The sequence below is a fragment of the Gemmatimonadaceae bacterium genome (assembly GCA_019752115.1).
Lineage (GTDB): Bacteria > Gemmatimonadota > Gemmatimonadetes > Gemmatimonadales > Gemmatimonadaceae > Gemmatimonas.
On sequence record JAIEMN010000020.1, the window covers coordinates 83,656 to 105,411 of the forward strand.

19 protein-coding genes and 1 other RNA gene are annotated in these 21,756 nt (G+C 68.8%); 5 read left to right on the forward strand and 15 right to left on the reverse strand.

Annotated features, from left to right (window positions below; genetic code table 11):
• Positions 1–183 precede the first annotated feature (183 nt).
• The 4 genes from K2R93_10125 to K2R93_10140 form a co-directional block, all read right to left on the reverse strand.
• Positions 184–927: a response regulator gene (locus K2R93_10125; protein MBY0490184.1), complete on the reverse strand. Its 744-nt coding sequence runs from the start codon at positions 925–927 to the stop codon at positions 184–186.
• A 25-nt stretch (positions 928–952) separates the two neighbouring features.
• Positions 953–3,826, reverse strand: coding sequence for a PAS domain S-box protein (locus K2R93_10130; protein ID MBY0490185.1), 2,874 nt, complete (start codon positions 3,824–3,826; stop codon positions 953–955).
• A gap of 93 nt (positions 3,827–3,919) precedes the next feature.
• A complete protein-coding gene (locus K2R93_10135; protein ID MBY0490186.1) occupies positions 3,920–4,549 on the reverse strand; it encodes a TIGR00730 family Rossman fold protein in 630 nt (209 codons plus the stop codon).
• A 4-nt stretch (positions 4,550–4,553) separates the two neighbouring features.
• Positions 4,554–6,101 carry a DUF2156 domain-containing protein gene (locus tag K2R93_10140; protein MBY0490187.1) on the reverse strand — a complete coding sequence of 516 codons (1,548 nt, stop codon included), beginning with the start codon at positions 6,099–6,101 and terminating at the stop codon, positions 4,554–4,556.
• 36 nt (positions 6,102–6,137) lie between these two features.
• Between K2R93_10140 and upp the strand changes: the two genes are divergently transcribed.
• Positions 6,138–6,785, forward strand: coding sequence for a uracil phosphoribosyltransferase (gene upp / locus K2R93_10145; protein ID MBY0490188.1), 648 nt, complete (start codon positions 6,138–6,140; stop codon positions 6,783–6,785).
• Positions 6,786–6,870: 85 nt separating this feature from the next.
• On the opposite strand, the gene K2R93_10150 is transcribed toward upp, so the two are convergent.
• Positions 6,871–7,524: a DUF2225 domain-containing protein gene (locus K2R93_10150; GenBank protein ID MBY0490189.1), complete on the reverse strand. Its 654-nt coding sequence runs from the start codon at positions 7,522–7,524 to the stop codon at positions 6,871–6,873.
• A 138-nt stretch (positions 7,525–7,662) separates the two neighbouring features.
• Between K2R93_10150 and K2R93_10155 the strand changes: the two genes are divergently transcribed.
• On the forward strand, positions 7,663–8,619 hold the full coding sequence (locus K2R93_10155) for a hypothetical protein (protein ID MBY0490190.1): 957 nt from the start codon (positions 7,663–7,665) through the stop codon (positions 8,617–8,619).
• A 159-nt stretch (positions 8,620–8,778) separates the two neighbouring features.
• Here K2R93_10155 and mnmE read toward each other — a convergent pair whose 3' ends face one another.
• From mnmE to rpmH, 5 genes are read right to left on the reverse strand one after another with little or no spacing between them, the layout of a single operon-like run.
• A complete protein-coding gene (gene mnmE / locus K2R93_10160) occupies positions 8,779–10,131 on the reverse strand; it encodes a tRNA uridine-5-carboxymethylaminomethyl(34) synthesis GTPase MnmE (GenBank protein ID MBY0490191.1) in 1,353 nt (450 codons plus the stop codon).
• A 6-nt stretch (positions 10,132–10,137) separates the two neighbouring features.
• Positions 10,138–11,820 carry a membrane protein insertase YidC gene (gene yidC, locus K2R93_10165; protein ID MBY0490192.1) on the reverse strand — a complete coding sequence of 561 codons (1,683 nt, stop codon included), beginning with the start codon at positions 11,818–11,820 and terminating at the stop codon, positions 10,138–10,140.
• A 36-nt stretch (positions 11,821–11,856) separates the two neighbouring features.
• Positions 11,857–12,099 carry a membrane protein insertion efficiency factor YidD gene (yidD, locus tag K2R93_10170; protein MBY0490193.1) on the reverse strand — a complete coding sequence of 81 codons (243 nt, stop codon included), beginning with the start codon at positions 12,097–12,099 and terminating at the stop codon, positions 11,857–11,859.
• Positions 12,099–12,509, reverse strand: a complete 411-nt coding sequence (rnpA, locus tag K2R93_10175) for a ribonuclease P protein component (GenBank protein ID MBY0490194.1) — start codon at positions 12,507–12,509, stop codon at positions 12,099–12,101. The genes yidD and rnpA overlap by 1 nt, the downstream gene beginning before the upstream one ends.
• A gap of 28 nt (positions 12,510–12,537) precedes the next feature.
• Complete coding sequence (gene rpmH / locus K2R93_10180; protein ID MBY0490195.1) at positions 12,538–12,702, reverse strand: 50S ribosomal protein L34; 165 nt, start codon at positions 12,700–12,702, stop codon at positions 12,538–12,540.
• 311 nt (positions 12,703–13,013) lie between these two features.
• Between rpmH and dnaA the strand changes: the two genes are divergently transcribed.
• Both dnaA and dnaN read left to right on the forward strand, forming a co-directional pair.
• Positions 13,014–14,432, forward strand: coding sequence for a chromosomal replication initiator protein DnaA (dnaA, locus tag K2R93_10185; protein MBY0490196.1), 1,419 nt, complete (start codon positions 13,014–13,016; stop codon positions 14,430–14,432).
• Between the two features lie 222 nt (positions 14,433–14,654).
• A complete protein-coding gene (gene dnaN, locus K2R93_10190; GenBank protein MBY0490197.1) occupies positions 14,655–15,761 on the forward strand; it encodes a DNA polymerase III subunit beta in 1,107 nt (368 codons plus the stop codon).
• Between the two features lie 126 nt (positions 15,762–15,887).
• Here the strand turns inward: dnaN and K2R93_10195 are convergent, their stop codons facing one another.
• Together K2R93_10195 and rnpB are read right to left on the reverse strand one after the other, a co-directional pair.
• A complete protein-coding gene (locus K2R93_10195) occupies positions 15,888–16,799 on the reverse strand; it encodes a hypothetical protein (GenBank protein ID MBY0490198.1) in 912 nt (303 codons plus the stop codon).
• Positions 16,800–16,822: 23 nt separating this feature from the next.
• An RNA gene (gene rnpB, locus K2R93_10200) (RNase P RNA component class A) lies at positions 16,823–17,264 on the reverse strand.
• Between the two features lie 163 nt (positions 17,265–17,427).
• Between rnpB and K2R93_10205 the strand changes: the two genes are divergently transcribed.
• Complete coding sequence (locus K2R93_10205; protein ID MBY0490199.1) at positions 17,428–18,342, forward strand: AraC family transcriptional regulator; 915 nt, start codon at positions 17,428–17,430, stop codon at positions 18,340–18,342.
• Here the strand turns inward: K2R93_10205 and K2R93_10210 are convergent.
• The 3 genes from K2R93_10210 to K2R93_10220 form a co-directional block, all read right to left on the reverse strand.
• Positions 18,310–20,091 carry a methyl-accepting chemotaxis protein gene (locus K2R93_10210; protein MBY0490200.1) on the reverse strand — a complete coding sequence of 594 codons (1,782 nt, stop codon included), beginning with the start codon at positions 20,089–20,091 and terminating at the stop codon, positions 18,310–18,312. The two genes, K2R93_10205 and K2R93_10210, sit on opposite strands and share 33 nt — an antisense overlap.
• 106 nt (positions 20,092–20,197) lie before the next feature.
• A complete protein-coding gene (gene pyrE / locus K2R93_10215) occupies positions 20,198–20,779 on the reverse strand; it encodes an orotate phosphoribosyltransferase (protein ID MBY0490201.1) in 582 nt (193 codons plus the stop codon).
• Complete coding sequence (locus K2R93_10220; protein MBY0490202.1) at positions 20,779–21,744, reverse strand: serine/threonine protein kinase; 966 nt, start codon at positions 21,742–21,744, stop codon at positions 20,779–20,781. The genes pyrE and K2R93_10220 overlap by 1 nt, the downstream gene beginning before the upstream one ends.
• Positions 21,745–21,756 lie beyond the last annotated feature (12 nt).

Here is a 21,756-nt window from a genome sequence, read left to right on the forward strand (position 1 = left end):
GCCAAGGAGAGTATGTCGTCCGGACCGCGTGACGTGTGGCATGGCACGTAGCCCGAATACGGAACATTGCGGACTCGGCCCACCGCCGCAAGAGCGTTCGGCCGACAACTGTGCCCTGCGTCGCGCGGATGTGGATGGATTGTGCAGAATCCGTCCCATCCGCGCAGACCGTTACATCACTGGCTACACGTGCTTGAGCACGAGCTCCAACTTCTGCCGCAAGTCACCCAGCGTCTTGGATTTGAACGCGCCCTTGGTTTCTTCGAGCACGGCGATCGTTTCTTCCACGGCCGCCTGCAACTGGGCCCCGCGTGGGCAGTTGATCAGCTGACACGGGTGCGCCTGCACCACGGGCTGGCCGGCCAGCGCCCGCCCCAACTGTTCGAGATCCGTGAGCGAACCCATCACGTTCCGGAGCGTCAGCGCCAGGAACATGTCCACCCCGGTGCGCGTGTCCGCCGCCCGGGGATCGGGCGTCAGCACCGGCAGGCCGGCGGGTTCGAGCTGTTCGCGGTACTCACGGAGCCGCGCTTCGGCGCTTTGCATCGCCTGGTAGGAGCGGAAGCGCGCAACGGCCGACGACACGCGCTTGAGCAGCTCCGGGAAATGCACCGGTTTGACGAGATACGCCGCCACGGGGAGCTCGATGGAGGCGACTGCCGATCGCACCGAGGGGAACCCGGTGATGATGATGATCGGCAATCCGCCGCTGATGCTGGCCACCTGCTGCACCAGATCGAGATCGGCGTTGCCGGGCATCTCGAGGTCCGTGATCAAGAGGTCGTAAGGCTGCGCGGCAATGGCCGCCAGCGCCCCTTGAGCGTCCTCGACCGTATCGACCGTGAAGCCCTCACGGCGCAGTAATTCCGCGGTCGAGGTGAGAAAGGTCGGCTCATCATCGGCGATGAGGATGCGGCCGCGACTCATCGCAACACTCCGGTATCCAGAGGGGTCATCGGCAGGCGGACTTCAAACTCGCGCCCCCCTGCGGACGGCTGCGGACTTCGATGCGGCCGCCCACGGCGAGCACCGACTGGCGCACCAGCGTCAGGCCAATTCCCATACCACCCGTTTTCATCGTTCGATCCTTCGTGCTGAAGAATGGGTCAAAGATCCGCTCGCGAATCGCCGGCGGAACGCCCGGACCCTCATCGGCGACGGTGAGGACGCACTCGTCACCCTGCACCCACGCCCGGACTTCGATCGTGCCGTGCATGGGCGAGACATCGACGGCGTTCTGCACCAGGTTGTACAACGTCTGTCGCAAGAGCGCATCGGGGACCGGCACCATCGAGGGGGCCTGCGACACGTCGGTCACGATGCGCACGTGCCGTGCCCGGTTCACCTGCTCGAGAAAACTCACCGCATCGCTGATCGCAATCGTCACCGAGGCCTGCCGCTCCATCAGTGCATCGGGCCGATAGGTCTCGTACAGCTGCCGGGTCACCGCGGCGATGCGGCCGATCTCGCGTTCGATCGCGCCCACAAACCGATAGTGCGGGTGATCGGTGGGAATGGCCCCGCGGATGAGCAGAAAGGCGTTCTGGATGCCCGCGAGGGGGTTGTTGATCTCATGCGCGACGCGCGCCGCCAGCTGTCCCATCGTGGTGAGCGCACTGATCTCGCGCAGCGACTCCTCGGCGCGCTTGCGAATGGTGAGATCGCGCCCCTCCGCCAGCACCTGCACCACGCGCTCTTCGGCATCGCGGATCGGTTTGAGCGAGAAGTCCACCGTGGTCGGTCGATCGCGCGGCTCGGTCAGCTCCACCTCGAACCGCTGGGTCTCGCCGGCCCGCGCACGCTCGAAGCGCGCCTGAATCTGCTGAGGAATGGAGGGGTCGTGCGCCCACCACGGCGCCATCGCGAAGGCGCGACCGGGGAGGGCGTCCGGCGCCACACCCGCGAGCTCCCCGGCCGCCTCATTGGCCTCGAGAATCGTGCCGTCGAGATCGAGCAGGAGCTGCACCTGAAACGCCGTTTCGAACATCACGCGGAAGCGGCGCTCGCTCTCCTCGATGGCCACTTCGGCCCGCAGCCGCTCGGTGACGTCGGCGGAGATGCCAAGCAGACGCACGGGACGGCCAGCCCCATCGCGCTCCACCACCCGCCCGCGATCCATCAGGGTATGCCACGTGCCATCGCCGGCGCGCACCCGGTATTCGACTTCCACCGCATCCGCGTCCCCTCGCAGGTGCCGGCCGATGGCGTCCGAAACACGCGGGACGTCGTCGGGGTGGATCAAGGCCAACCAGCGGTCGAAGCCACGAGCCAGCAACGCCGCGTCAATCGCCAGCGAGCGCAAGAGCGCGGCGCTGCGATGGGTGGCGTTGGTACGCACATCGAGTTCCCAGATCCCATCGGTGGCGCGCTCGATGGCTTCCTGCATGCGCGTCATGCCGTCGGCCTGGGCCTGCTCCCAGATGCGGCGCTGCAACCACAGGGTGATCGCCAGCAGCGCCGCCACGGCCAGCCCGAGGGCCAACACCACATCGGGTAAAGGCGAGTGCGACTCCTGCGCCGGTCCGGACATGGCCACCTGCACCGTCCGCGGGCCGATCTGCACGGTACGGCTCAGTGCATCCGCCCGCAGCGTCCCCTTCGCCAACAGCAGCGCCGCTCCATCGCTGGCCCGAATCGCCGCCGCCTGACGCGCGTCGTCCGCAAACAGGCGCAACAGCTGCGGCTCATCGATGATGGCGAACAGATAGGTCGTGTCGAACACCGGCGAGGGGACCCGCGACCACAGCGCGACGCGCCACGGTCCGTCGAGCGCGATGGAATGACGCGCGGCACTGGTATCGTCGAGTGCCGCGCTCACGGGGCCGCTCGCCACGAACCGCTGCAGCGACGCCAACCCCGCCGCGTCGGGCGCCGAGTCCGGGACCGCGCGCAGCAGGCGCCCGCGCGCATCGGTCCAGATGAGCCGCGCCAGCCCATCCGTCTCATCGATCAGGCGGGGCAGCGTGGTTTCCCACACCGGATCGCGCCGCTGCGTGGACGTCGCGAGGTAGACGGCGGTGCGTCCGAGCGCCCGATGCACCGTGCCGTATTGTCGCTGCACCGCGCGATCGAGCGCGGCAATCGCCATGGCATCACGGCTGCGCGCCTGCGCCGCTTCCCGCGCGGTGAGCGCCTGCCAGAGCACGAGGACCACGAGCGTCGTACTCACGCCGGCCAACACCGGTGCCCAGCGCGGTGGGGCTGGCGTGCGATATTCGCGCGCCGTGGCCCGCTGCAGCAACGCGCCGCCCAGCGCCATCGCGGCGAGCAGGCCATGCAGCGGCGCCTGCAGCATGGGATAGCGGCTCGGCTCGAGCAGCCCCGCCAGTTGGGAGAGAAACAGGACGCTGGCCATCGCCAGCTGCGTGGCGGCCAGCGCGCCGGCCACGACGAGCTTGCGATCGGAGGGTCGCGAGGATGCCAGCAGCAACAGCGCGCTGTTGCCCATCAGGAACAGCGCGCCGATCGAGAGCGAAATCGCTCGGGTCTCCGGATGCAGCGGCATGCCGACGCGGGCGGCCGCCCAGCCGTCGAGGGGGAGCGGCACGCCGACCACGGCCGCGATCATGCCGACCAGCGCCACGCCCATGCTGGCCCAGGCGAACGCGCGCGCCTCGCGTCGGTGGCCGCGGAGCTTGGCCACCATGGCCAGCGCGCCCAGCGGAATCATGACCGTGCCCCACGCCCGCGCCGGCGCAAACGTCGCCATTGGCTGCACGAGCCATGGGGTCGCGGTGATCCACCCGATCAGGCTGGGGAGTGGCGCGAGCAGCGCCAGCACCGCCAGGGCGCGCGCCAGCAACGGCGGGCTGGGCGGTTCGACCATCGAAGTATCAGAACGCGCGCGAGGATCCACAGACATACGACTGGCATTCTCGGCGGGCTGACGGGCAGGCGCTAGGTGCAGCCGAGTGGCTGCTCAGGTTTCACCCAGGCGGAGCCAGCGTCGTACGGTGGGAGGCTCGAAGGTGCGGAGCGCCGCCAGCAACTGCGCGGGCGTGGGTGCTCGCACCAGCCAGTCGCGCGGGGTACCGCGCAGAAAGCCTTCGGCCGCGACATGATCGAGCAGGTGCTCCAACGGTGCCCAGAACCCATCGGTGTCGAGCAGTCCGACCGGTTTGCGGTGCACGCCAAGCTGGGCCCACGTCCACGTCTCGAAGAACTCCTCGAGCGTCCCGATCCCGCCGGGCATGGTGATGAACGCGTCGGCAAGGTCGGCAATCAGCGCTTTGCGTTCATGCATGGAGTCCACGACATGCAGCGCCGTGAGTCCATGATGCGCCACCTCGCGCTGCACGAGCCCGTGCGGCATCACGCCAATGACTTCGCCCCCGGCCGCCATCGCGGCGTCGGCCAGCGCGCCCATGAGCCCCACGCGACCGCCGCCGTACACCACGGTGAGTCCTTCCTGCGCGAGCAGCGTCCCCATCGCACGCGCCGCCGCCAGATACGCGGGGCGCGCGCCGTCATTCGATGCGCAATACACCGCGATGCGCTGCCACTGCGCCGGCGTGCGCAGCGGGGTGAAAGACGTCGGAGTGGAAGCCATGCCTTCAAGGTAACGCCGAGGAGGTCGGTCGCAGTCGCGCCAACGGGCGCGCGAGCAGGCGGGCCCGCTGCGCGGCACCCCACAGCATCGGCGCCGCCAATAACGGACCTGCGCAGGCGATTCCCGTCAGTACGGCGCCCCACATCCCGACCTCGCGCGGCGCGCGATGCAGGACGGCTTCGCTGAGCGTCAGCAGGGCGTCGAGCGTGACTGCGACGGCAATACCAGTCGCGAGTCGCGACACGACGCGGCGCTCATCCGGTCCGTGCGCCGTACTGCGCTGGCGCACCGTGCGCAGGGCCAGCAGCAGAGCGCCGTCGAACAGCACCCACGCCCCCTGCACCGCGCGCGACGGAAACCAGGGAGTGGTGGGCGCGAGCGCCAACAACATCGTCCAGGGCAGCAGGAGCCACTCGAGCGCCTGCAAGACCGGTGTGGGGCCGCGCCAGATGGTGCGCACACCAAAGCGCAGAAACGATCCGCCGGCGAAGGCGCGCAAGCCATCGCGCATCGCGCGCCACCCCGAGCCGTGCGCGGGCCACGCGAGATAGATCGGCTCCCAGTGCGTGGGGCGCAGCTTGTGCTTGAACTGCGACAGCCCCGCAAAATTGAACAGCGGTCGAGACCACCGCCGGAGCCGCGCGAGCGTGGGATCGATGGCGCCATGGAGTGGCGCGAGCCCCAGCGTCGCCCACGTCGCGCCTTCGGCAGCCAGCGTGCGCATGGCCACATCGACCAGCAGTTCCGCGGTCCCGTTGGGCGCATCGGGATCGCGCAGCAGATGCTCAAGCAGCCAGCCCGGACGCGCCGGTAGCGGCACCATCGACAACACGCCCACCAGCGTATCGCCCTGTCGCGCCAGCCAGGTGCGACGATGGGCTGCGCCTTCGGTGAGCGCCTGCGTCACCAGAAACCCCATCGGCGGCATGCTGCGCGTCGCGCGCCAGCGCGCCTGCAACGCGGACAGGGCGTCCTGAAACGCGGCCGAGGTGAGCTGCGCCGTGTCGACGACCTCCACGACGACCCGCTTGGCGCGCGCGCGCCGCAGCTGCTCGCGCAGCGACTTGTGCGCGCGCACCCCGGCGTCCCACGCCTGCGGGTCCCATACCGGCTGTTCACCGATCAGCCGCCGCGCCAGCTGCGGTGAGCGCGCCAGCCGCCCCTCGGTCGCAAAGAACGAGGGCCGGCGCCCCGCGGTCGCTTGCGCCGCCATGAACGCCTCCGCCACCGCGACCAGGCGGTCGACATCGGCGACCGGTTCACCGGCTGCCACGGCGGCACCGCGAACCGCTGCATACGCCACGAGCGCATCGGTATCCGCTTCGGTATCCGCATCGGCATCCGCTTCGGCGTGTGCATCGGCATCGGCGCCGTCGGCCACCGGCCGCCAGACGCACAGGTCGGGACCGAGCGCGCGAAAGGCCGTACTGCTCCGCCCATGGCGCAGCACCGTGGCCAGGCGCGCCCGGAGGTCGTGCGCCGGCGCGTCCTGCGCCGCGGGCGACGACGCGCTAGCTTCGCTGCCACGCCGGCGCGCGGCGTCGTTGGTCACCCGTGAGCTCTCGTTTCGACGCGATCAGGATTGGCGATGTCCACACCCCACGACTTCCCCACGCTCAGCATCGTAGACCACCCGCTGGTTCGTCACAAGCTGACGCTTCTGCGCGACCGCGCCACGCCGACCAAGCAGTTCAAGGAGCTGGTGGACGAGATCGCCATGCTGATGGCGTACGAAGCCACGCGGGATCTCGCGCTGGAGCCGGTGGGCGTGGACACCCCGCTCGAACACGCGACGGGCTGGGCCGTGCGCGGCAAGAAGCTTACGCTCGTCCCCATTCTGCGCGCCGGCCTCGGGATGGTCGAAGGCATTCTGCGCCTCATGCCCTCGGCGCGCGTGGGCCACATCGGCCTCTATCGCGATCACGATACGCTCGAGCCGGTGGACTACTACTTCAAGGTGCCGGGCGATGTGAGCGAGCGCGACTTCCTGCTCCTCGATCCCATGCTCGCCACTGGCGGCAGCGCCGCCGCCGCGGTCGCCTCACTCAAGCGCGCCGGCGCGAGCCGCATTCGGTTCCTGTGCCTCGTCGCCGCCCCCGAGGGCGTCGCCCGCCTCTCCCGCGAGCACCCCGACGTCCCCATTCTCGCCGCCAGTCTCGACCGCGAGCTCAATGAGCATGGCTACATCCTGCCCGGCCTAGGCGACGCCGGCGACCGCCTCTTCGGCACCCGCTAGCCCCGCAGTTCCCGCCGTTCCCGCCCCACGTATACGCCCCACGTATGCGCCCCACGTATACGCCGTTCGTATACGCCCTTCGTAGTTACGAAAACCACTCCCGCGGCTCCGTCTTCTGCTGACACGCCGCCTCCAGCACCCACGCCTGCACGTCCGGCTCGGTGACCTCCTCAGGCACCTTGTCGAACCAGGATTGGGCCTGCGTCTCATCGCCCACGCGCCGCCAGAGCTCGCCGATCAGATACGTGATCACCGCGCGCTCATCCGGCGGGACGCCATCGAACGCTGCCAGCGCATCGGCGAAGCGCCACGCCGCGTGGCGACGGAAGAACCGCTCGGCTTCGCTGTCCCCTTCATCGACGCAGCACCACGCGGCCCGGAGATAGAGATCGGCGAGATACCGCGGATCGCTCCCCTGCCACGCCGCGACTTTCGCCGCGTGCTCGTACTTGAGGGATCCGGACGGCAGCGAGTGCGTCAGCGACGGCGCCAGCTCCGCCCACACGAGCTCCTTGATCCAGGCGGTCAGTTCGACCTCGTCACCAAAGTCGCGCGTGACGCCGGCGTACCCGCAATGCGTGCACAGATGCACGAAGTACGGCAGCGGCTGCATACCCGCCGCCCGCTCGTGGAAATCGGTCCGCTTTCCGCCGAAGCCATTCGTGGCCACGACGGTCTGCGAGCGGAACTCACGCTCGCACACGGGACAAGTCAGTTCGATGAGATGCAGGGTCGTCATGGCGCGTCGGGACACGGTGATGTCGAGGAGTCTCGGCAGCCGGACGCCCGGGCTTGAACACCCCGGCCGGCACGCGGACGCCGGGGCCGCCGGTCGCGCCTTGTTGCCCCCCGGCTCGGCGGCTAACTTGCCGCGTCGATGTTGATCAATCTCGTCCCAGACTTCCTCGCCGTCCTTGACGCCGATGATCGCCAGGCTGCCTACCTGGCGTACTTCGAGCGTCACCGCGCGCTGCTCACGGCGTACTGGGAGAACTATGTGCTGGAGCCGTCGGGCCCGCACTTCGAGGACGTGGTGCGCGCCACCGTCGCCGCCGATCGCAGCGACCTGCGCACCCTGCTCGCCTCCACCGATGTCGTCGCGCTCGCGCGCCAGACGGAGGAAAAGGTGCGCGTGCTGCTCGACATCGACGTCAGCTACGACATCGTGCTCATGGTCGGCGTCGGCGCCGCCAATGCCGGTGAACTCGTCGTCGACGGGCGCGGCGTCGCCTTTGTGTGCCTCGAGCACTTCACCGGCGTCGCCAATCCCGACACGCAGGGACTTGGCCTCGACCCCGAGCTCATCCCGCTCTGGCTCGCGCACGAGATCACCCACGTCGTGCGCTACACGTCGCCGGCCAGCCGCAGCAGCATGCGCGAGCTCGTCCTCGATGCCGGCGGCAACTACTCCTACTGGGAGACCGGCCGCCTCGCCACGCTCCGCGAGCTGCTGGTGAACGAAGGGCTGGCGGTGCACGTCTCGCGCGCCATCAGCCCCGGACACGCGGCGTGGGAATACTTTGGCTTCGCCCGCCGCCAGTACGCGCGGATCCGCGAAGTCGAGCCCGTGCTCGCACGCGCCGCCAGCGCCGACTTCGAGCGCGCCGCCCTCGGCCTCCGCCTCCGCTACCTCTCCGGCGGCATGAGCGACGAAGCCCGCACCGTGGAGCGGACCATCCTCCCCGAACGCGCCGGCTACTTCCTCGGCGCCCGCATGGTCGAAGCGGCCATCAACACGCGCGGCTTCGCCTGGTCGGTGCGGGCGAACGCCTTCGAACTCGCCGCGGCCGCCGAACCGGTGAGCGAGCGGCCGCGCCTCACCGTCGTGTCCTGAGTCACCGGACGCAGTTGGCGAGATCGTAGGAACTGATCGCACAGAGGACACAGAGTCACAGAGAAACACAGCGGCGCGCTTCGGATTGAATCGAAGCGCGCCGCTGTGCGCTCTGTGGCTCTGTGATCTCTGTGCGATCAGTTCAAAGTCGCATGCGCGTTACTTGCCAATGCAAAAGGACGCAAACACCCGCCCCAGCACGTCCTCCACATCGACCGACCCGATCAGCTCCTCGAGCGCCGTGCGCGCCGCATAGAGATGCACCGCGACCACCGTCGCCGGCAGCGCGCCGTCGCTCCATGCCGCCTCGAAGGCCTGGATCTCGTCGAGCGCCGCGGTCAGACCCAGACGATGCCGCTCGCGGGTGATCAGCACCGCATCGGTCTCCGCCGGTGCCGCCTGAGCCAGCGCGGCATCGATGCGCGCCAGCAGCGCCGCGAGCCCCTCGCCGGTCTCGGCGCTCACAGCGGTCGGGTCAGCCGCGAGCGCGGGATGCAGATCGGCCTTGGTCAGCACCGGCAGCACCACGCCCGCCGTCAGCGGAGCCACCGCCTGCTGCGTCTTCGCCACCTCGTCGGCTGAGGCACCGCAGGCCAGCACCACCTGCGCCTGCGCGAGATATCGCGCGCTGACCTCGATCCCCAGCTGTTCGAGCGTATCGGTCGTCTCACGCAACCCGGCCGTATCGACGAGCCGCAGCGGTACCGGCGCGCGATCGAGCACCGCTTCAATGGCGTCGCGCGTCGTGCCGGCGATCGGCGTCACGATGGCGCGCGCGTCGCCCAGCAGCGCATTGAAGAGCGACGACTTCCCCGCATTCGGCGCACCCGCCAGCACCACCAGGGCGCCGTCGCGGAGCATCGCGCCGGTGGGCGCCGTACGAAGCAACGCCGAGAGTTGCGTGCGGAGCCCGGTCGCGGCGTCGGCGATGCGCGTGCGGTCGATGGGTCCGTCGTCCTCCTCCGGAAAGTCCACATCGTACGCCAGCAGCGCCTCGAGCTCGAGCACCGCTTCGCGCAACGCGAGCAGACGCCGCGAGAGTCCGCCATCCAGCTGGGCCAGCGCCACGCGTTGCAGCGCACTCGTGCGCGCGTCGATCAGATCCGCCACCGCTTCTGCCTGCAGCAGATCGAGCTTGCCGTGCACCACCGCCCGCCGCGTGAACTCCCCGGCGTACGCGATGCGGGCCCCCGCGGCGACACAGGCGGCAAGCACGCGCGCGGGCGCCACGCGCCCGCCGTGCGTGGCCAGTTCCACCACGTCTTCGCCGGTATACGAGTGCGGCGCAGCGAACCAGGTGACCAGCGCGTCGTCGAGTGGCTCGCCGGAGGTGGGATGCACCAGTCGCACGCGCGTGGCGCGGCGCGGCGTGAGCGCGGATGCGCCAAGGGCGCGCGCCACATCCGTGGCGCGCGCCCCTGACAGCCGAATGACTGCGATCGCCCCGCGACCGGCCGCCGTCGCTTCGGCGACGATCGTATCGTCGCCTCCCGGCAGCAGCGCCGAGGTCACGCGGACTTATCCCCGTACGAGGGGCGTGGCCTTGCTCCGCTCACGCGAGATCAGCCACTGCTGCGGCAGCGACGCGAGGTTCTGCACGAAGTAGTACAGGTTGAGCCCCGAGGCCATGTTCAGGAAGATCACCATCATCATGGCCGGCATGATGTACATCATCATGCGCTGCTGCTCGTTCGCCTTCACGCCCCGCATGCCGATCCAGCTCAGCGTCATCGCCGTGATCGCCACCAGGATCGGGATGATGTAGAACGGATCCTTGAGCGAGATGTCGGGGAACCAGAGGAACGGCACACCGCGGAACTCGATCGTGTTCTGGAACACGAAGAAGAGCGCGAAGAACACCGGCAGCGGGATCAGCATCGGCAGGCACCCGGAGAGGCCGCTGAACGGGCTCATGCCGTGCGCCTTGTACAGCGCCATCATTTCCTGCTGCAGCTTCTGCGGATCGTTCTTGTAGCGCGTCTGGATGGCCTGCATCTCGGGCTGAATGCGCTGCATCTGCATCGAGCTGCGCATCGCCTTCTGGTTGAGCGGCCACAGGATGATGCGCACCGAGATGCCGAAGAGCACGAGAATCCAGCCGTACGACAGCCCCAGCGTGCTCTTCATCCAGAGCAGCAGCTTGATGACGATCGTGGCGAACGGCTGCACGATGCCCTGCAACCAGCCACCGTACGGGTTCGATGTTTCGAACTCGCGCCCCATCGCCACCAGCCGCTTGAACTCCTGCGGGCCGGCGTAGATCTCGAACGCGAGATTGCCACCCTTGAGTGGCGCCACGAGGGTCCCCGCCGACCGCGTCGCCGCCTTCGCGATGCGCGGCCCGCCGGTGAAGTTCACTTCGGCAAAGGCGGGCGCGCCCTTGGGGCTCAGCACGCCGAGCATGAAGTACTTGCTCTTGGCCACCGCCCACATGATCGGGCCGCTTTCGATGCGGCGCTCGCCGGGATCGAGCGACGCGAACGTCACCTTGCCGGCGCCCTTGGCATCGGGCTTGAACGCGTACTCCAGATGCCGGTGGTCTTCCACCGTGTCGGCCTCGGAGCTGCGGAAGCCGGGAGGCAGATCCACCAGGAAGTAGCTGTTCTCCGGCACGCCGCTCACCGCGACGGCCACGTTCACGCGATAGCTGTCGGGGAGGAACGAGTAGGTGATCGCCACCGAGCGCGCACCGATGGCGGCGGTGTACTTCGTGAACGGCGTGCCATCGGCCTCGCCCTTCTCGGTCGCGAAGGTCTGCTTGCCGAGGTCGATCGTGTCGCCCGGCACGACCAGGCGATAGCCGAGCAGCTTGTCGTTGGGCAGCGCGAGTTCAACCGGCCCGCCCTTCGTGCGCCCCTTGTTGAGGAGCGCCTGATACTGCTGCATCGCCGCGCCGATGAGCGCGGCCCCGCGATTCGTGGTGCGGTAGGCGGCGTTGGCGCCGCTCACGGTCGTGGTATCGATCGCCAGCACGGCGGGCGCGGCGGAGTCCGCCGGCGCGGCGCTCATGCCGGGGGTGGCACCCGCCGTCGCGGTCGGGACCGCGGTGGGCGTCGGCGTGTCAGCGCGCGCGCTATCGACGCGCACAGAATCGGCCGCCGTCTTCCCGGGCACCGGCTTCGGCCTGGGGAAGAGGTACGGCGTCAGAACGAGGACCGCCGCCATCAGGACGACGGCGAGGACGAGGCGACGTGGTTCCATGGATAGATCAGAGAGATGCGCAGTGCCGCTGGCGGATCACGGAACGGGGTCGAATCCACCGGGCCGGAATGGATGGCAGCGGCCAATACGGCGCAGCGCCAACCATCCGCCGCGAAAGGCGCCGTGCTTCTCGAGCGCCTCGATCGCGTACACCGAGCAGGAAGGATAATACCGGCACGCGCCCCCGAAGATGGGCGAGAGCACCAGCTGATACCCGCGCACGCCCAGAATGAGCAGGCGACGCGGCCACTGCCGGAGCGGTATCGACACCGGCAGCATCACGACAGCTCGCGCGCCGGGTCGGGCGGCGGATCGGTCGTCGCGCCGCGCGGGGCCTCGCGCGGCGCCTCGCGCAGCATGTCGCGGGTGAGCTTGGCAATGGCGTGCCGCAACTCGGCTTCGAGCGCGTCAAAGGTCCGCGTGTAGGCGACGGGAAAGACGCGCACGACCACATCCAGCGGAGGCAGGTCGGGAAGCACCAGCACCCGTACGAGCTCCCGCAGGCGGCGTTTCAGCCGGTTGCGGTCCACGGCGCTGTGCTTGTAGCGCGGCACCACGAAGCCCACCCGCGGGCGCGGGGTGGGGGCAGGAAACGCAGGAAGGGAAGCGGTCGCGCGCACGTCCATGGACGCGGTGCGTACTCGCTTCCCTTCGTGTCGAACCCGCTCGAGCTCGGTCCCGCGCGTCAGGCGTTGCGCGCGCGGGAACGGGCGATCGTCAGGCGCCCGCGTACTTCGACGGGAGCTGAACGGTCAGGCGCTTGCGCCCCTTCTTGCGGCGGCGAGCGAGGACTTCACGGCCCCACTTCGTCTCCATGCGCGCACGGAAACCGTGCTTGCGGATGCGACGCGTGTTGCGCGGACGATAGGTGGGCTTGCCCATATGCAGCTCTTACGAATACGAAAGGTCGATGTGAAAGCGGGTAGCCACCGAACTTACCCGCCCCGACCCCCAAGGTCAACCCCGGCGCCCCACCCAAATCGGCCTCGCACAACGAGTTGGCCGCGCCCACCTCGACTTGCCTGCCATCACGTATGACACCCCCGCGACACCAGTCGCCTCGCCCCGCCGGAGGCGCCAACTCACAGGCTCGCGCCTGATTGACTTATCCACACTGGAGCGGGTACCTTCGCCCGCCCCGCCCACATCTGCGCCGTGGCCGGGGCTGCATTCCTCCCCTCGAACGTCTCCGCATGTCACTGTCTCCGGCCGAAATCTGGGATCGCCTGCGCACGCGCGCACGCCAGGTCCTCCCGGAGCAGACCGTGAAGACGTGGCTCGAGCCCACCGAGGCCCTCGCCCTCGAAGGCGACACCCTCCTGGTCGGCGCCCCCGACCAGTTCTCGGCCGACTGGAACGAGTCGAAGCACGCCGACCTCCTCGCGACCTTCGCCCCGGTGGCCCTCGGCCACCCCATGAAGGTCCGCTTCCGGGTCAGCGAAGCGCGCGTCGCCCAGCGCCAGATGGACATGTTCGTGGCGCCGCCACCGGCCCCGCAGGCTGCGCCAGCAACAGGCCAGCCTCTGCGCATGTCGGCGCCACTCAACCCCCGATACACGTTCGACCAGTTCGTGATCGGGAAGTCCAACGATGTCGCCGCCGCCGCCGCCCAGGCCGCGGCCCAGGCCCCCGGCAAGGTCTACAACCCGCTCTTCATCTACGGCGACACCGGGCTCGGCAAGACCCACCTCATGCAGGGGATCGCGCACGAGCTCCTCAAGCGCACCCCCACCCTGCGCCTCGCCTACGTGGGGACCGAGCAGTTCACCAACGAGTTCATTCAGGCCATCCAGACCGGCCAGATGGGCGATTTCCGGCGCCGCTTCCGGGAGATCGACCTGCTCCTGGTGGACGACGTGCAGTTCCTGAAGGGGAAGGAATCCACGCAGGAAGAATTCTTCCACACCTTCAACGCCATCTATGAGGCCGGTCGCCAGATCGTCCTCACCTCCGATCGGCCCCCCAAGGACATCCCCGGCCTCGAGTCGCGGCTCGTCTCCCGCTTCGAATGGGGGATGGTCGCCAACATCGACTCCCCCGACCTCGAGCATCGCATCGCGATCCTCAAGAAGAAGGCGAGCCTCGATCACCTCGAGCTGACGATCCCCGACGAGGTCATCGAGTTCATCGCCCAGCACGTGAAGTCGTCGGTGCGCGAGCTCGAAGGGTCGATCATCAAGCTCTTGGCCTACGCCTCGCTCAAGCATCGCGACATCTCGGTGGACCTCGCCCGCGAGGCCCTCCGCGACAAGCTGCGGGGAGCGGCCTCGTCCGAATTCCCCGATGTGCCCCCCACCACCATCACGGTGGCCACCATTCAGCAGGTCGTGGCCCGGGAATGGGGGGTCACGCCCGATGGGCTCCGCTCCAAGACGCGCACCAAGCAGCTCACGGTGCCGCGGCAGGTCGCCATGTATCTCTGCCGCGAGCTCCTCAGCCTGCAGCTCGTGGAAATCGGCAACGCCTTCGGGGGGCGCGACCACTCCACCGTCATCCATTCGCTCGACCGGGTGGCCGAGGATATGGCCGGCGAACCCGGTTTTATGGACCGGGTGCTGAAGATTCGGGGCATGTTGGAAACCCTGCGGACAACTGGACAACTGGGGTCCTGAATCCCCATCGGTCCACACTCCTCCACACGGCGCGCCGCGCCGGATGTGCACGGCCGGGGAGACTCGGGGAGTCTCCACCCCCAACCCACATCAAGCGGCATGGCCAAAACGCTTCCAAACCCGTAGTTTGCGGCGTTTCTCAACAAGCCCACACGCCCTGCTGCTACTACGGTTTTTATATCTAAGACCTCTTTTAACAGCAGTCCTTCCACAGAATCGGGCATGAAGTTCACAATCTCGCGCGACAAGCTTCAGGAAGGCCTTCAGGCCGTCACCGCTGCGGTGCCGGCCAAGACCACCCTGCCCGTGCTCGCCAACCTGCTCGTCGAAACGACCGATCGCGGCGTTCGCTTCTCGGCTACTGACCTCGATATCGCGGTCAGCACCGAGGTAAGTGCCGATGTCGAGACGCCCGGCGCCATCACGATTCCCGCCAAGAAGCTGGGCGAGATTGCGCGTGAGCTGCCGCCGTCGCCGGTCAAACTCGCGGCGAGCGGCGAACAGCGCGTGACGCTGGAATGCGGTCGCTCGAAGTTCAAACTCCTCGGGTTGGCGCGCGACGAGTTCCCGACCTTTCCCAGCGTGCGCTTCGACGGCTCCTGGCGCGTGAAGAGCGGTGAGCTGCAGAAGCTCATTTCGCACACCGCGTTCGCCGTCAGCACCGAAGAGTCGCGCCCCATCCTGAACGGCGTGCTCTGGGAACTGCGCGAACAGCGCATGCGCATGGTCGCCACGAATGGCCACCGTTTGGCCAGAATGGACCTGCCAGCCGACGGAACCGCCTCGGGTGACCTCATCGTACCCCCCAAGGCCCTCGAGCAGATCCGGCGCCTGTTTCCGGCCGAAGAGGAGCTCGAGATCGCCCGCGGCGAAAACCACCTCGGCTTCCGCTCGCCGTTCACGTCGGTCTTCACCCGCCTGGTCGAAGGCCCCTATCCGAACTACGAGCAGGTCATCCCGAAGGACAACGACCGCATCTGCCTCGCCGACAAGGCGGCGCTCACCAGCGCCCTCAAGCGCATGAGCGTCATCGCGTCCGACCAGACGCACCGCATCAAGATGTCCTTCAACACCGGCATGCTGAAGTTCAGCGTCACCACGCCGGACCTGGGTGAAGCCAGCGACGAACTGCCGGTGAACTACAACGGCGATCAGCTCGACATCGGCTTCAACGCCACGTATCTGCTCGAAATCCTGCGCTACATGCCGACCGAGCAGGTCAAGCTCACCTTCAAGGCCCCCGAGCGCGCCGCCACGATCGAGCCCGAAGGCTGGGACGATCCGGCGAAGTACCTCTGCCTGGTGATGCCGCTGCGGCTGATGGATTGATCCAGTGATGCATCGCTGAACGGCTCGCACAGAGCACACTGGGAAACACAGAGGGCACAGAGACGACGCGTGGTTCGCCGTTCCCTGTGCCCTCTGTGGATCGCTGTGTGCTCTGTGCGAGCCCGTCTAGCGAGACACGCGTTCCGCCCGGAACTCCGTCCGCTGTACCAGCTGCGAACTCCTCGCCGGTGCCGGTGGCGTGGTCTCCTTCAGCTGCAGCGTGAGTGTGCTGGTTCCTTCCAGCTTGGACACTGACCCATCGCTGACACGCACCTCGGCGCGCTGGGTCCCCGTGCCGCTGCCGGTGAGCTCGAGCGCGCGAAACGCCGAGCCACCCTTGCCTTCGAGTTTGGTGGTGATCTCACGCTTCACGACCAGCTTGTCGGTGCTCACCGATTCGAGCGTGGACCACGTCGTCGTGTAGACGACCATCGGCACACCACTCCGGCAGACGAGCGTCGCGGTGCTGTCCCGCCAGCGATCGGTGGCCGCCACGCCATCGGGAATGCGCAGCAACAGCTCGCGCGCCAGCGTCGCGGCGCTGGCTTCGGGGCGATCGCACTCATTCGCGAGCGGCGGCCGCGTGCTCACGCGCGCGATCGCGCTGTCCACCGTGGCTTCGATCAGCAGCATGGCCGGCATCATCGCCGCTGCGGCGCCGCGCGGTGCGCTTTTGGCCGTATCGAGCGACGACACCACGGTGAAGGAATCCACCTGTCCGGTGCCGCGAAGACCACCGGTCGCCGCGCGTGTGAGCGTCCACGACACGAGCGCGCGCGACTCCACGCGCTGTTCGTCACCGGTGACGCCGCTGCCATTCGCCTTGAGGCGGGCCACCGAACTCACCCGCCACGAGGTGGCCGAGAGCCGCGACGGCAGCACCACGCGCGGCACGACCGGCGCCGGAGTGACCGGCACCGGCGCCGGTACCGGTGCCGCCGGCGTCGGCAGCGGCGCGATCGATGGCGCACAGCCGACGAGCACGAGCAGCAGCCCGATCTCCTTCCTGAACCCTGCCCCCTGACTCCTGAAATGCATCCCCCGCCCCGCGCTCACCTGACGTGTCCCGCCGGCCTGTAAGCCGGGTTCTGTCAGTGAACGACCGTCGAAACGGTCATCCACCGGACGGTCATTCCTCTCGGCGTGCAGTCACCCACACGCTCCAGCAGTCTACCCGCGGTTCAATGCCGTGCCCGAAGGCCTGACACCGTTTGGCGAGACGGGCCGTCTCTCACCGCCTATTTGACCTTGCTCCGACCGGGGTTTGCCGTGCCACGAACGTTGCCGCTCGCGCGGTGGGCTCTTACCCCACCCTTTCACCCTTACCGCAGTGTTGCCACCGAGGCGGTTTGCTTTCTGTTGCACTGTCCGTCACGCGAAGCTCACGCCGCGCGCGCCCAGGCGTTACCTGGCGATCTGCCCTATGGAGCCCGGACTTTCCTCGGAGTTGGAGCGTAGCCACGAGGGCCCGTTCTCCCGCTTCGCGACCGTCCGGCCGACGGAACACGTCAACCCGAAATATAGCCGCCCCCACCCAAATGCTTGCGGGTGGATGACGCTGCAGTGACGAACCGCTATAGCATCGCGGCCGCATGGTCCGGGTCGCGCAGGCGCTCCCGGCATCCGCCCACCTCGGCGAGTCCATCTGCCCACTCGGAGAGCCCGCATGGCGATTTCCGCACCGGCGTCACGTGGCACGGCGACCCGTGCCGGCGACAAAGCCATCCTGACCTTCGTCACCCCCGGCGAACGCCCACGCGTCGAAGCGGCGGGCGCCGGGTGTTACGTCGCGCTGCACCGCGAGACGCTCGACCAGATGGTCGAGGAGATGCGACGCCGCCCGGTGTCTGCCGTGGTGGTCTCGGTGTCGCGCTATCAGCAGCAGGACGCCCCCGCCATCGCGCGGCTCGTGCGGGAGTTTCCCGCGGTGCCCGCCGTGGCGCTGCTGACGGCCACCGAATCGCGCGCGACCCAGGCGCTGCTGAGCATGGGACAACAGGGCGTGCGCACGCTGGTCGATGCGCGCGAGCCCGCCGGGTGGCGCGATCTCCGCACGCTGGTGGCCCGCGAAGATCCGCGCGCCATCGAAACCATCGCCAAGGCGCGCATTCTCGAGGATCTCCCGCACGCGACCCTCACCAGCCGGCGCTTCATCACCGCGCTCTTCGATGCCCCGCACACCTGCACCACGGTGCGTGATTTCGCCCGCAGGCAAGGCGTGACGCCCACCACCTTCATGACGCGCTTCTTCCGCGCCGGCTTGCCCCCCGCCAAGCGCTATCTCTCCTTCGCCCGTCTCGTGCGCGCGGCCAGCCTCTTCGAGAATCCCGGCCTGAGCATCACGCAGGTCGCGCTGCAGCTCGAGTACTCGTCACCGCAGGCGTTCTCACGCCATCTCCACATCGTGCTCGGTCACGGCGCCGCCGAATTCCGTCGCCGCTACACCGGCGAGGGGATGCTCGATCACATGCGGCGCGAGCTCATCGTGCCGCACCGCGAGGCGCTGGCCACCTTCGATCCGTACCACGCGCCGCCACAGTGGCTCGCCTTACGCCGCGCTCGCCTTGGGTGCGTAGGGTGACGGCTCCGGATCCACCGGCCACTGATCACGCGTCGCGTCCGTCAGCATCGGCGGTGCGGTCGCCACCGGCGGTGACGAGGGTGGGGCCACGACGGCGTACTCCGCGGTGTGGCGCAGCGCCACCGCGCGGAGGCGGCTGGCGGCAGCGGTGAGCTGCTGCGCGCTGCGCGAAAGCTCCTCGATGCTGGCCCGCTGGGCACCGGCCGCGTCGGCGGCTGCCCGGGCGCCGGCATTCGCGCGCTGGGCCGTGCCGTCGAGTCCTTCGAACGCGGTAGCCACACTCGCCGACAGGCGCGCCTGAGCCTGCGCCAGCGTTGACACTTCGTCGCTCTGCCGCGACACGCGGCCGATGCCATCCACCATCGCGCTCAGCGCGCGCGTGGCGTCGCGGGCAATCGCGCCGGCGCCCTGCACTTCGTTGGCGGTGGCATCCATCGCCTGCACGGCGGTCGTGATGTCACCGCGCACGCGCTGCACGGTGGCCGCCACGACCTGGGCGGCGCGCGCGCTCTCCGTGGCCAGTACGCGAATCTCCTCCGCGACCACCGCGAAGCCCACCCCGTCCTCGCCGGCGCGCGACGCTTCCATGGCCGCGTTGAGCGCGAGCAGGTTCGTCTGGCGCGCGATCCGTGTCACGGTGGCGATGAAGTCGCCAACCTGTTCGGAGGCGGGCGCGAGCGCGCGGACGGGTTGAGCCGCGGCCGTCACCTCCGCACCCACACGCAGGAGCGCCTGCGCCGCGCGATCGATGGCCGCCCGGCTGGCGACGGCCGCATCGTCGAGCGCCTTGGCATCGGACGCCGTGGCTTCGGCGGTACGACGCGCCAGCTCGGCGGTGTGCCGCGCTTCGCGACTCGAATGCACGCCGACGCTCGCCTTCTCGCGCTGCTGGCCAAGGGCTTCGCGCAACGACTCCGCACTCCCGGTCACTTCGCCGGCGCGGCGCTGCAACACATGCGCCGTCGCCGACACCTGCGTCGCCACCGCGGCGAGCGATTCCGCCTCTTCCTGCACCGTCTCGATGAGCAACACGAGTTCATCGAGCATGCGATTGAAGCTGCGCTCGAGGAAGCCGAGTTCGTCGTCATGGCGCGCGTCGGCGCGCGCGGTGAGGTCACCCCGTTCGATCCGCGCCATGCGCTCGCGCGTGCGTCGCAGTCGCGCGATGAGCTTGGACGGCATCTGGATGACCTGCTGCGCCACGACCAGTAGCAGCCCGCCGGCGAGCAGCACCTGCGGCCACGGGGCCGCATCGGCGGCGTGCAGCTGCCCGTACCACCAGCTCGCCGTGAAGAAGCCCACGACCGACGCGAGGCTCGTGACGTAGCCCAGCGTGGTCCCCTGATCGAACGAGTAGGGCACGATCACGAGCACGTAGGCCAGCACCAGCACCGGCGAGCCGAACACGAACACGACCAGGCTGACCAGCGCGGTGTCCACGATCGCGACCAGATACTTGAGCCACGGCCGATAGAGCGAGGGCGTGCGACCGACGACGGCGAGCAGTTGGTTCACCGCCAGTGCGAGCGCCACCATGACCCCCACGACGGTCAGGGAGACCGCCGCGAGTCCCAGGCGCATCGCAAGGAGCAGCGCCCCGGAAATGAGCAGCGTGCTCCAGAACCGCCGTCGCGCCGCGACGCGGAAGGTGGCGGCGTCCTTGGCCCGCTGCTCCTCGCGGAGCGCCTGGGGCGAAAACGCAGGCGACCGGAACCGACCGGCAGCGGCAGAGCGGGGGGAGGCGTCCATACCTCCCAAGGACGCCCGATGGCGGGGGGACGTCTCGGTCGCCTTGGGAACCACCCGTCACGGATTCAGACCGCCGAGTGGCTCCGCAGCGAAACGGGCCCCGCTCCTACCCCGCGATGAGCGGCATCAGGTCCGCCGCCGTCACCAGCGCGAGAACGCGCAGCCCGGCGGCTTCCAGCGCCTCGCGGCCGCCTTCCTGACGGTCCACCAGGGCCAGGACCCCCAGGATCTCGCCGCCGGCGTTGCGGACGGCCTCCACGGCCTTGAGCGCCGAGCCGCCGGTGGTGATCACGTCCTCCACGATCACGACCTTGTCGCCGGCGCGGAACGGGCCTTCGATGAGCTTCCCGGTGCCGTGCTGCTTGGCCTCTTTCCGAACGGTAAACCCCCGAACCATCTCGCCCTCGCCTCGTTCGGCGGCCAACGCACTGGCGTGCGCAATGGCGTAGGCGATGGGGTCGGCGCCCAGGGTGAGGCCGCCCACGGCGTCCACCGGCCAGCCGCTGGCGCGGAGCGCGGCCAGCCCGGCGCGGCCGATGAGGAGCTGCCCTTCGGGACTCATCGCCGTCAGGCGGCAGTCCACGTAGAGGTTGGAGCGCCGGCCGGAGGCCAGCACGAAATCGCCCCGCTTGGCCGAACGCTCAGCCAGCAGGGCGATCAATCGCGACGTGGTCGTATCAGCAGCCATCACTTCTTGCCAAAGAGCCCCTTCATCTTGCCGAACAGGCCGCCGCCGCCCTCGTCAGCGGCCTTGGTGGCCACGGCGGGGGTGGGCGCGCTGCCGGCGGCGGGTGCGGCACCAGCCGCGCCGGAGGCGGCCGCGACAAAGGCATCCGAGAACGCCTGCACCGACGGATACCGCTCGGCCGGCTGCTTCGAAAGGGCCTTCATGACCACCGCCTCGACCGCGGGCGCGAACTGCAGCGACGGCTTCGCCTTGTTGAGCGCGACCGGCGGCTGCGTGAGCAGCTCCGAGAACAGTTCGCGCGGCGACTTGCCGGTGTAGGGCAGGGCCCCCGTCAGCAGGTAGTACGCGATGGTCGCCAGCGAATACTGGTCGGCCGCCGGACCCACGAGCTCGCCCGACAGCGCTTCCGGCGCCACGTACATCAGCGTGCCCACGAAGAAGCCAGCGCGCGTCAGACGCTGGTCCGGCGCCGCATCGGTGTCGGCGGCGATGCCGAAGTCGAGCAGCTTGACCTGCTTGGTGGCCGGATCGTACATGACGTTTTCCGGCTTCAGGTCGCGGTGCACGATGCCCACGTTGTGGGCCGCCTGGACCGCGCTGCAGATCTGGGACAGAATGTCGGCCACTTCCTTGCTGGGAAGCGGGCCGGCCTTGTCGGCGTACTTGTCGAGGATCTCCCCGCTCGCCCATTCGATGGCGAGATAGTACCGCTCGTTGTCCGACTGCCCGTAGTCTAGGGTGCGGATGATGTTCGGGTGTTCTACCCGAGCACCGAATTGCGCCTCCCGGAGGAAGCGCGCAACGGCGGTCTTGTCTTGCTGCAGCTTTTCGCGCAGCACCTTCAGGGCCACGGTGCCGTACGTAGGATGTTCGGCGCGAAAGACGGTTGACGTGCCGCCCTCGCCCACCTTTCCTCGCACGGAATACCCGGCCAACGTCGTTCCGACTAGCGTCTCGATAGGCACGGGGCGAACGTA

Bases quoted from the DNA above. Each gene is read 5' to 3' on its own strand.
- K2R93_10125 (MBY0490184.1), bottom strand. From the start codon at position 927: ATGAGTCGCGGCCGCATCCTCATCGCCGATGATGAGCCGACCTTTCTC.
- K2R93_10130 (MBY0490185.1), bottom strand. From the start codon at position 3,826: ATGGTCGAACCGCCCAGCCCGCCGTTGCTGGCGCGCGCCCTGGCGGTG.
- K2R93_10135 (MBY0490186.1), bottom strand. From the start codon at position 4,549: ATGGCTTCCACTCCGACGTCTTTCACCCCGCTGCGCACGCCGGCGCAG.
- upp (MBY0490188.1), top strand. From the start codon at position 6,138: ATGTCCACACCCCACGACTTCCCCACGCTCAGCATCGTAGACCACCCG.
- K2R93_10150 (MBY0490189.1), bottom strand. From the start codon at position 7,524: ATGACGACCCTGCATCTCATCGAACTGACTTGTCCCGTGTGCGAGCGT.
- K2R93_10155 (MBY0490190.1), top strand. From the start codon at position 7,663: ATGTTGATCAATCTCGTCCCAGACTTCCTCGCCGTCCTTGACGCCGAT.
- yidC (MBY0490192.1), bottom strand. From the start codon at position 11,820: ATGGAACCACGTCGCCTCGTCCTCGCCGTCGTCCTGATGGCGGCGGTC.
- yidD (MBY0490193.1), bottom strand. From the start codon at position 12,099: ATGCTGCCGGTGTCGATACCGCTCCGGCAGTGGCCGCGTCGCCTGCTC.
- rpmH (MBY0490195.1), bottom strand. From the start codon at position 12,702: ATGGGCAAGCCCACCTATCGTCCGCGCAACACGCGTCGCATCCGCAAG.
- dnaA (MBY0490196.1), top strand. From the start codon at position 13,014: ATGTCACTGTCTCCGGCCGAAATCTGGGATCGCCTGCGCACGCGCGCA.
- dnaN (MBY0490197.1), top strand. From the start codon at position 14,655: ATGAAGTTCACAATCTCGCGCGACAAGCTTCAGGAAGGCCTTCAGGCC.
- K2R93_10195 (MBY0490198.1), bottom strand. From the start codon at position 16,799: ATGCATTTCAGGAGTCAGGGGGCAGGGTTCAGGAAGGAGATCGGGCTG.
- K2R93_10205 (MBY0490199.1), top strand. From the start codon at position 17,428: ATGGCGATTTCCGCACCGGCGTCACGTGGCACGGCGACCCGTGCCGGC.
- K2R93_10210 (MBY0490200.1), bottom strand. From the start codon at position 20,091: ATGGACGCCTCCCCCCGCTCTGCCGCTGCCGGTCGGTTCCGGTCGCCT.
- pyrE (MBY0490201.1), bottom strand. From the start codon at position 20,779: ATGGCTGCTGATACGACCACGTCGCGATTGATCGCCCTGCTGGCTGAG.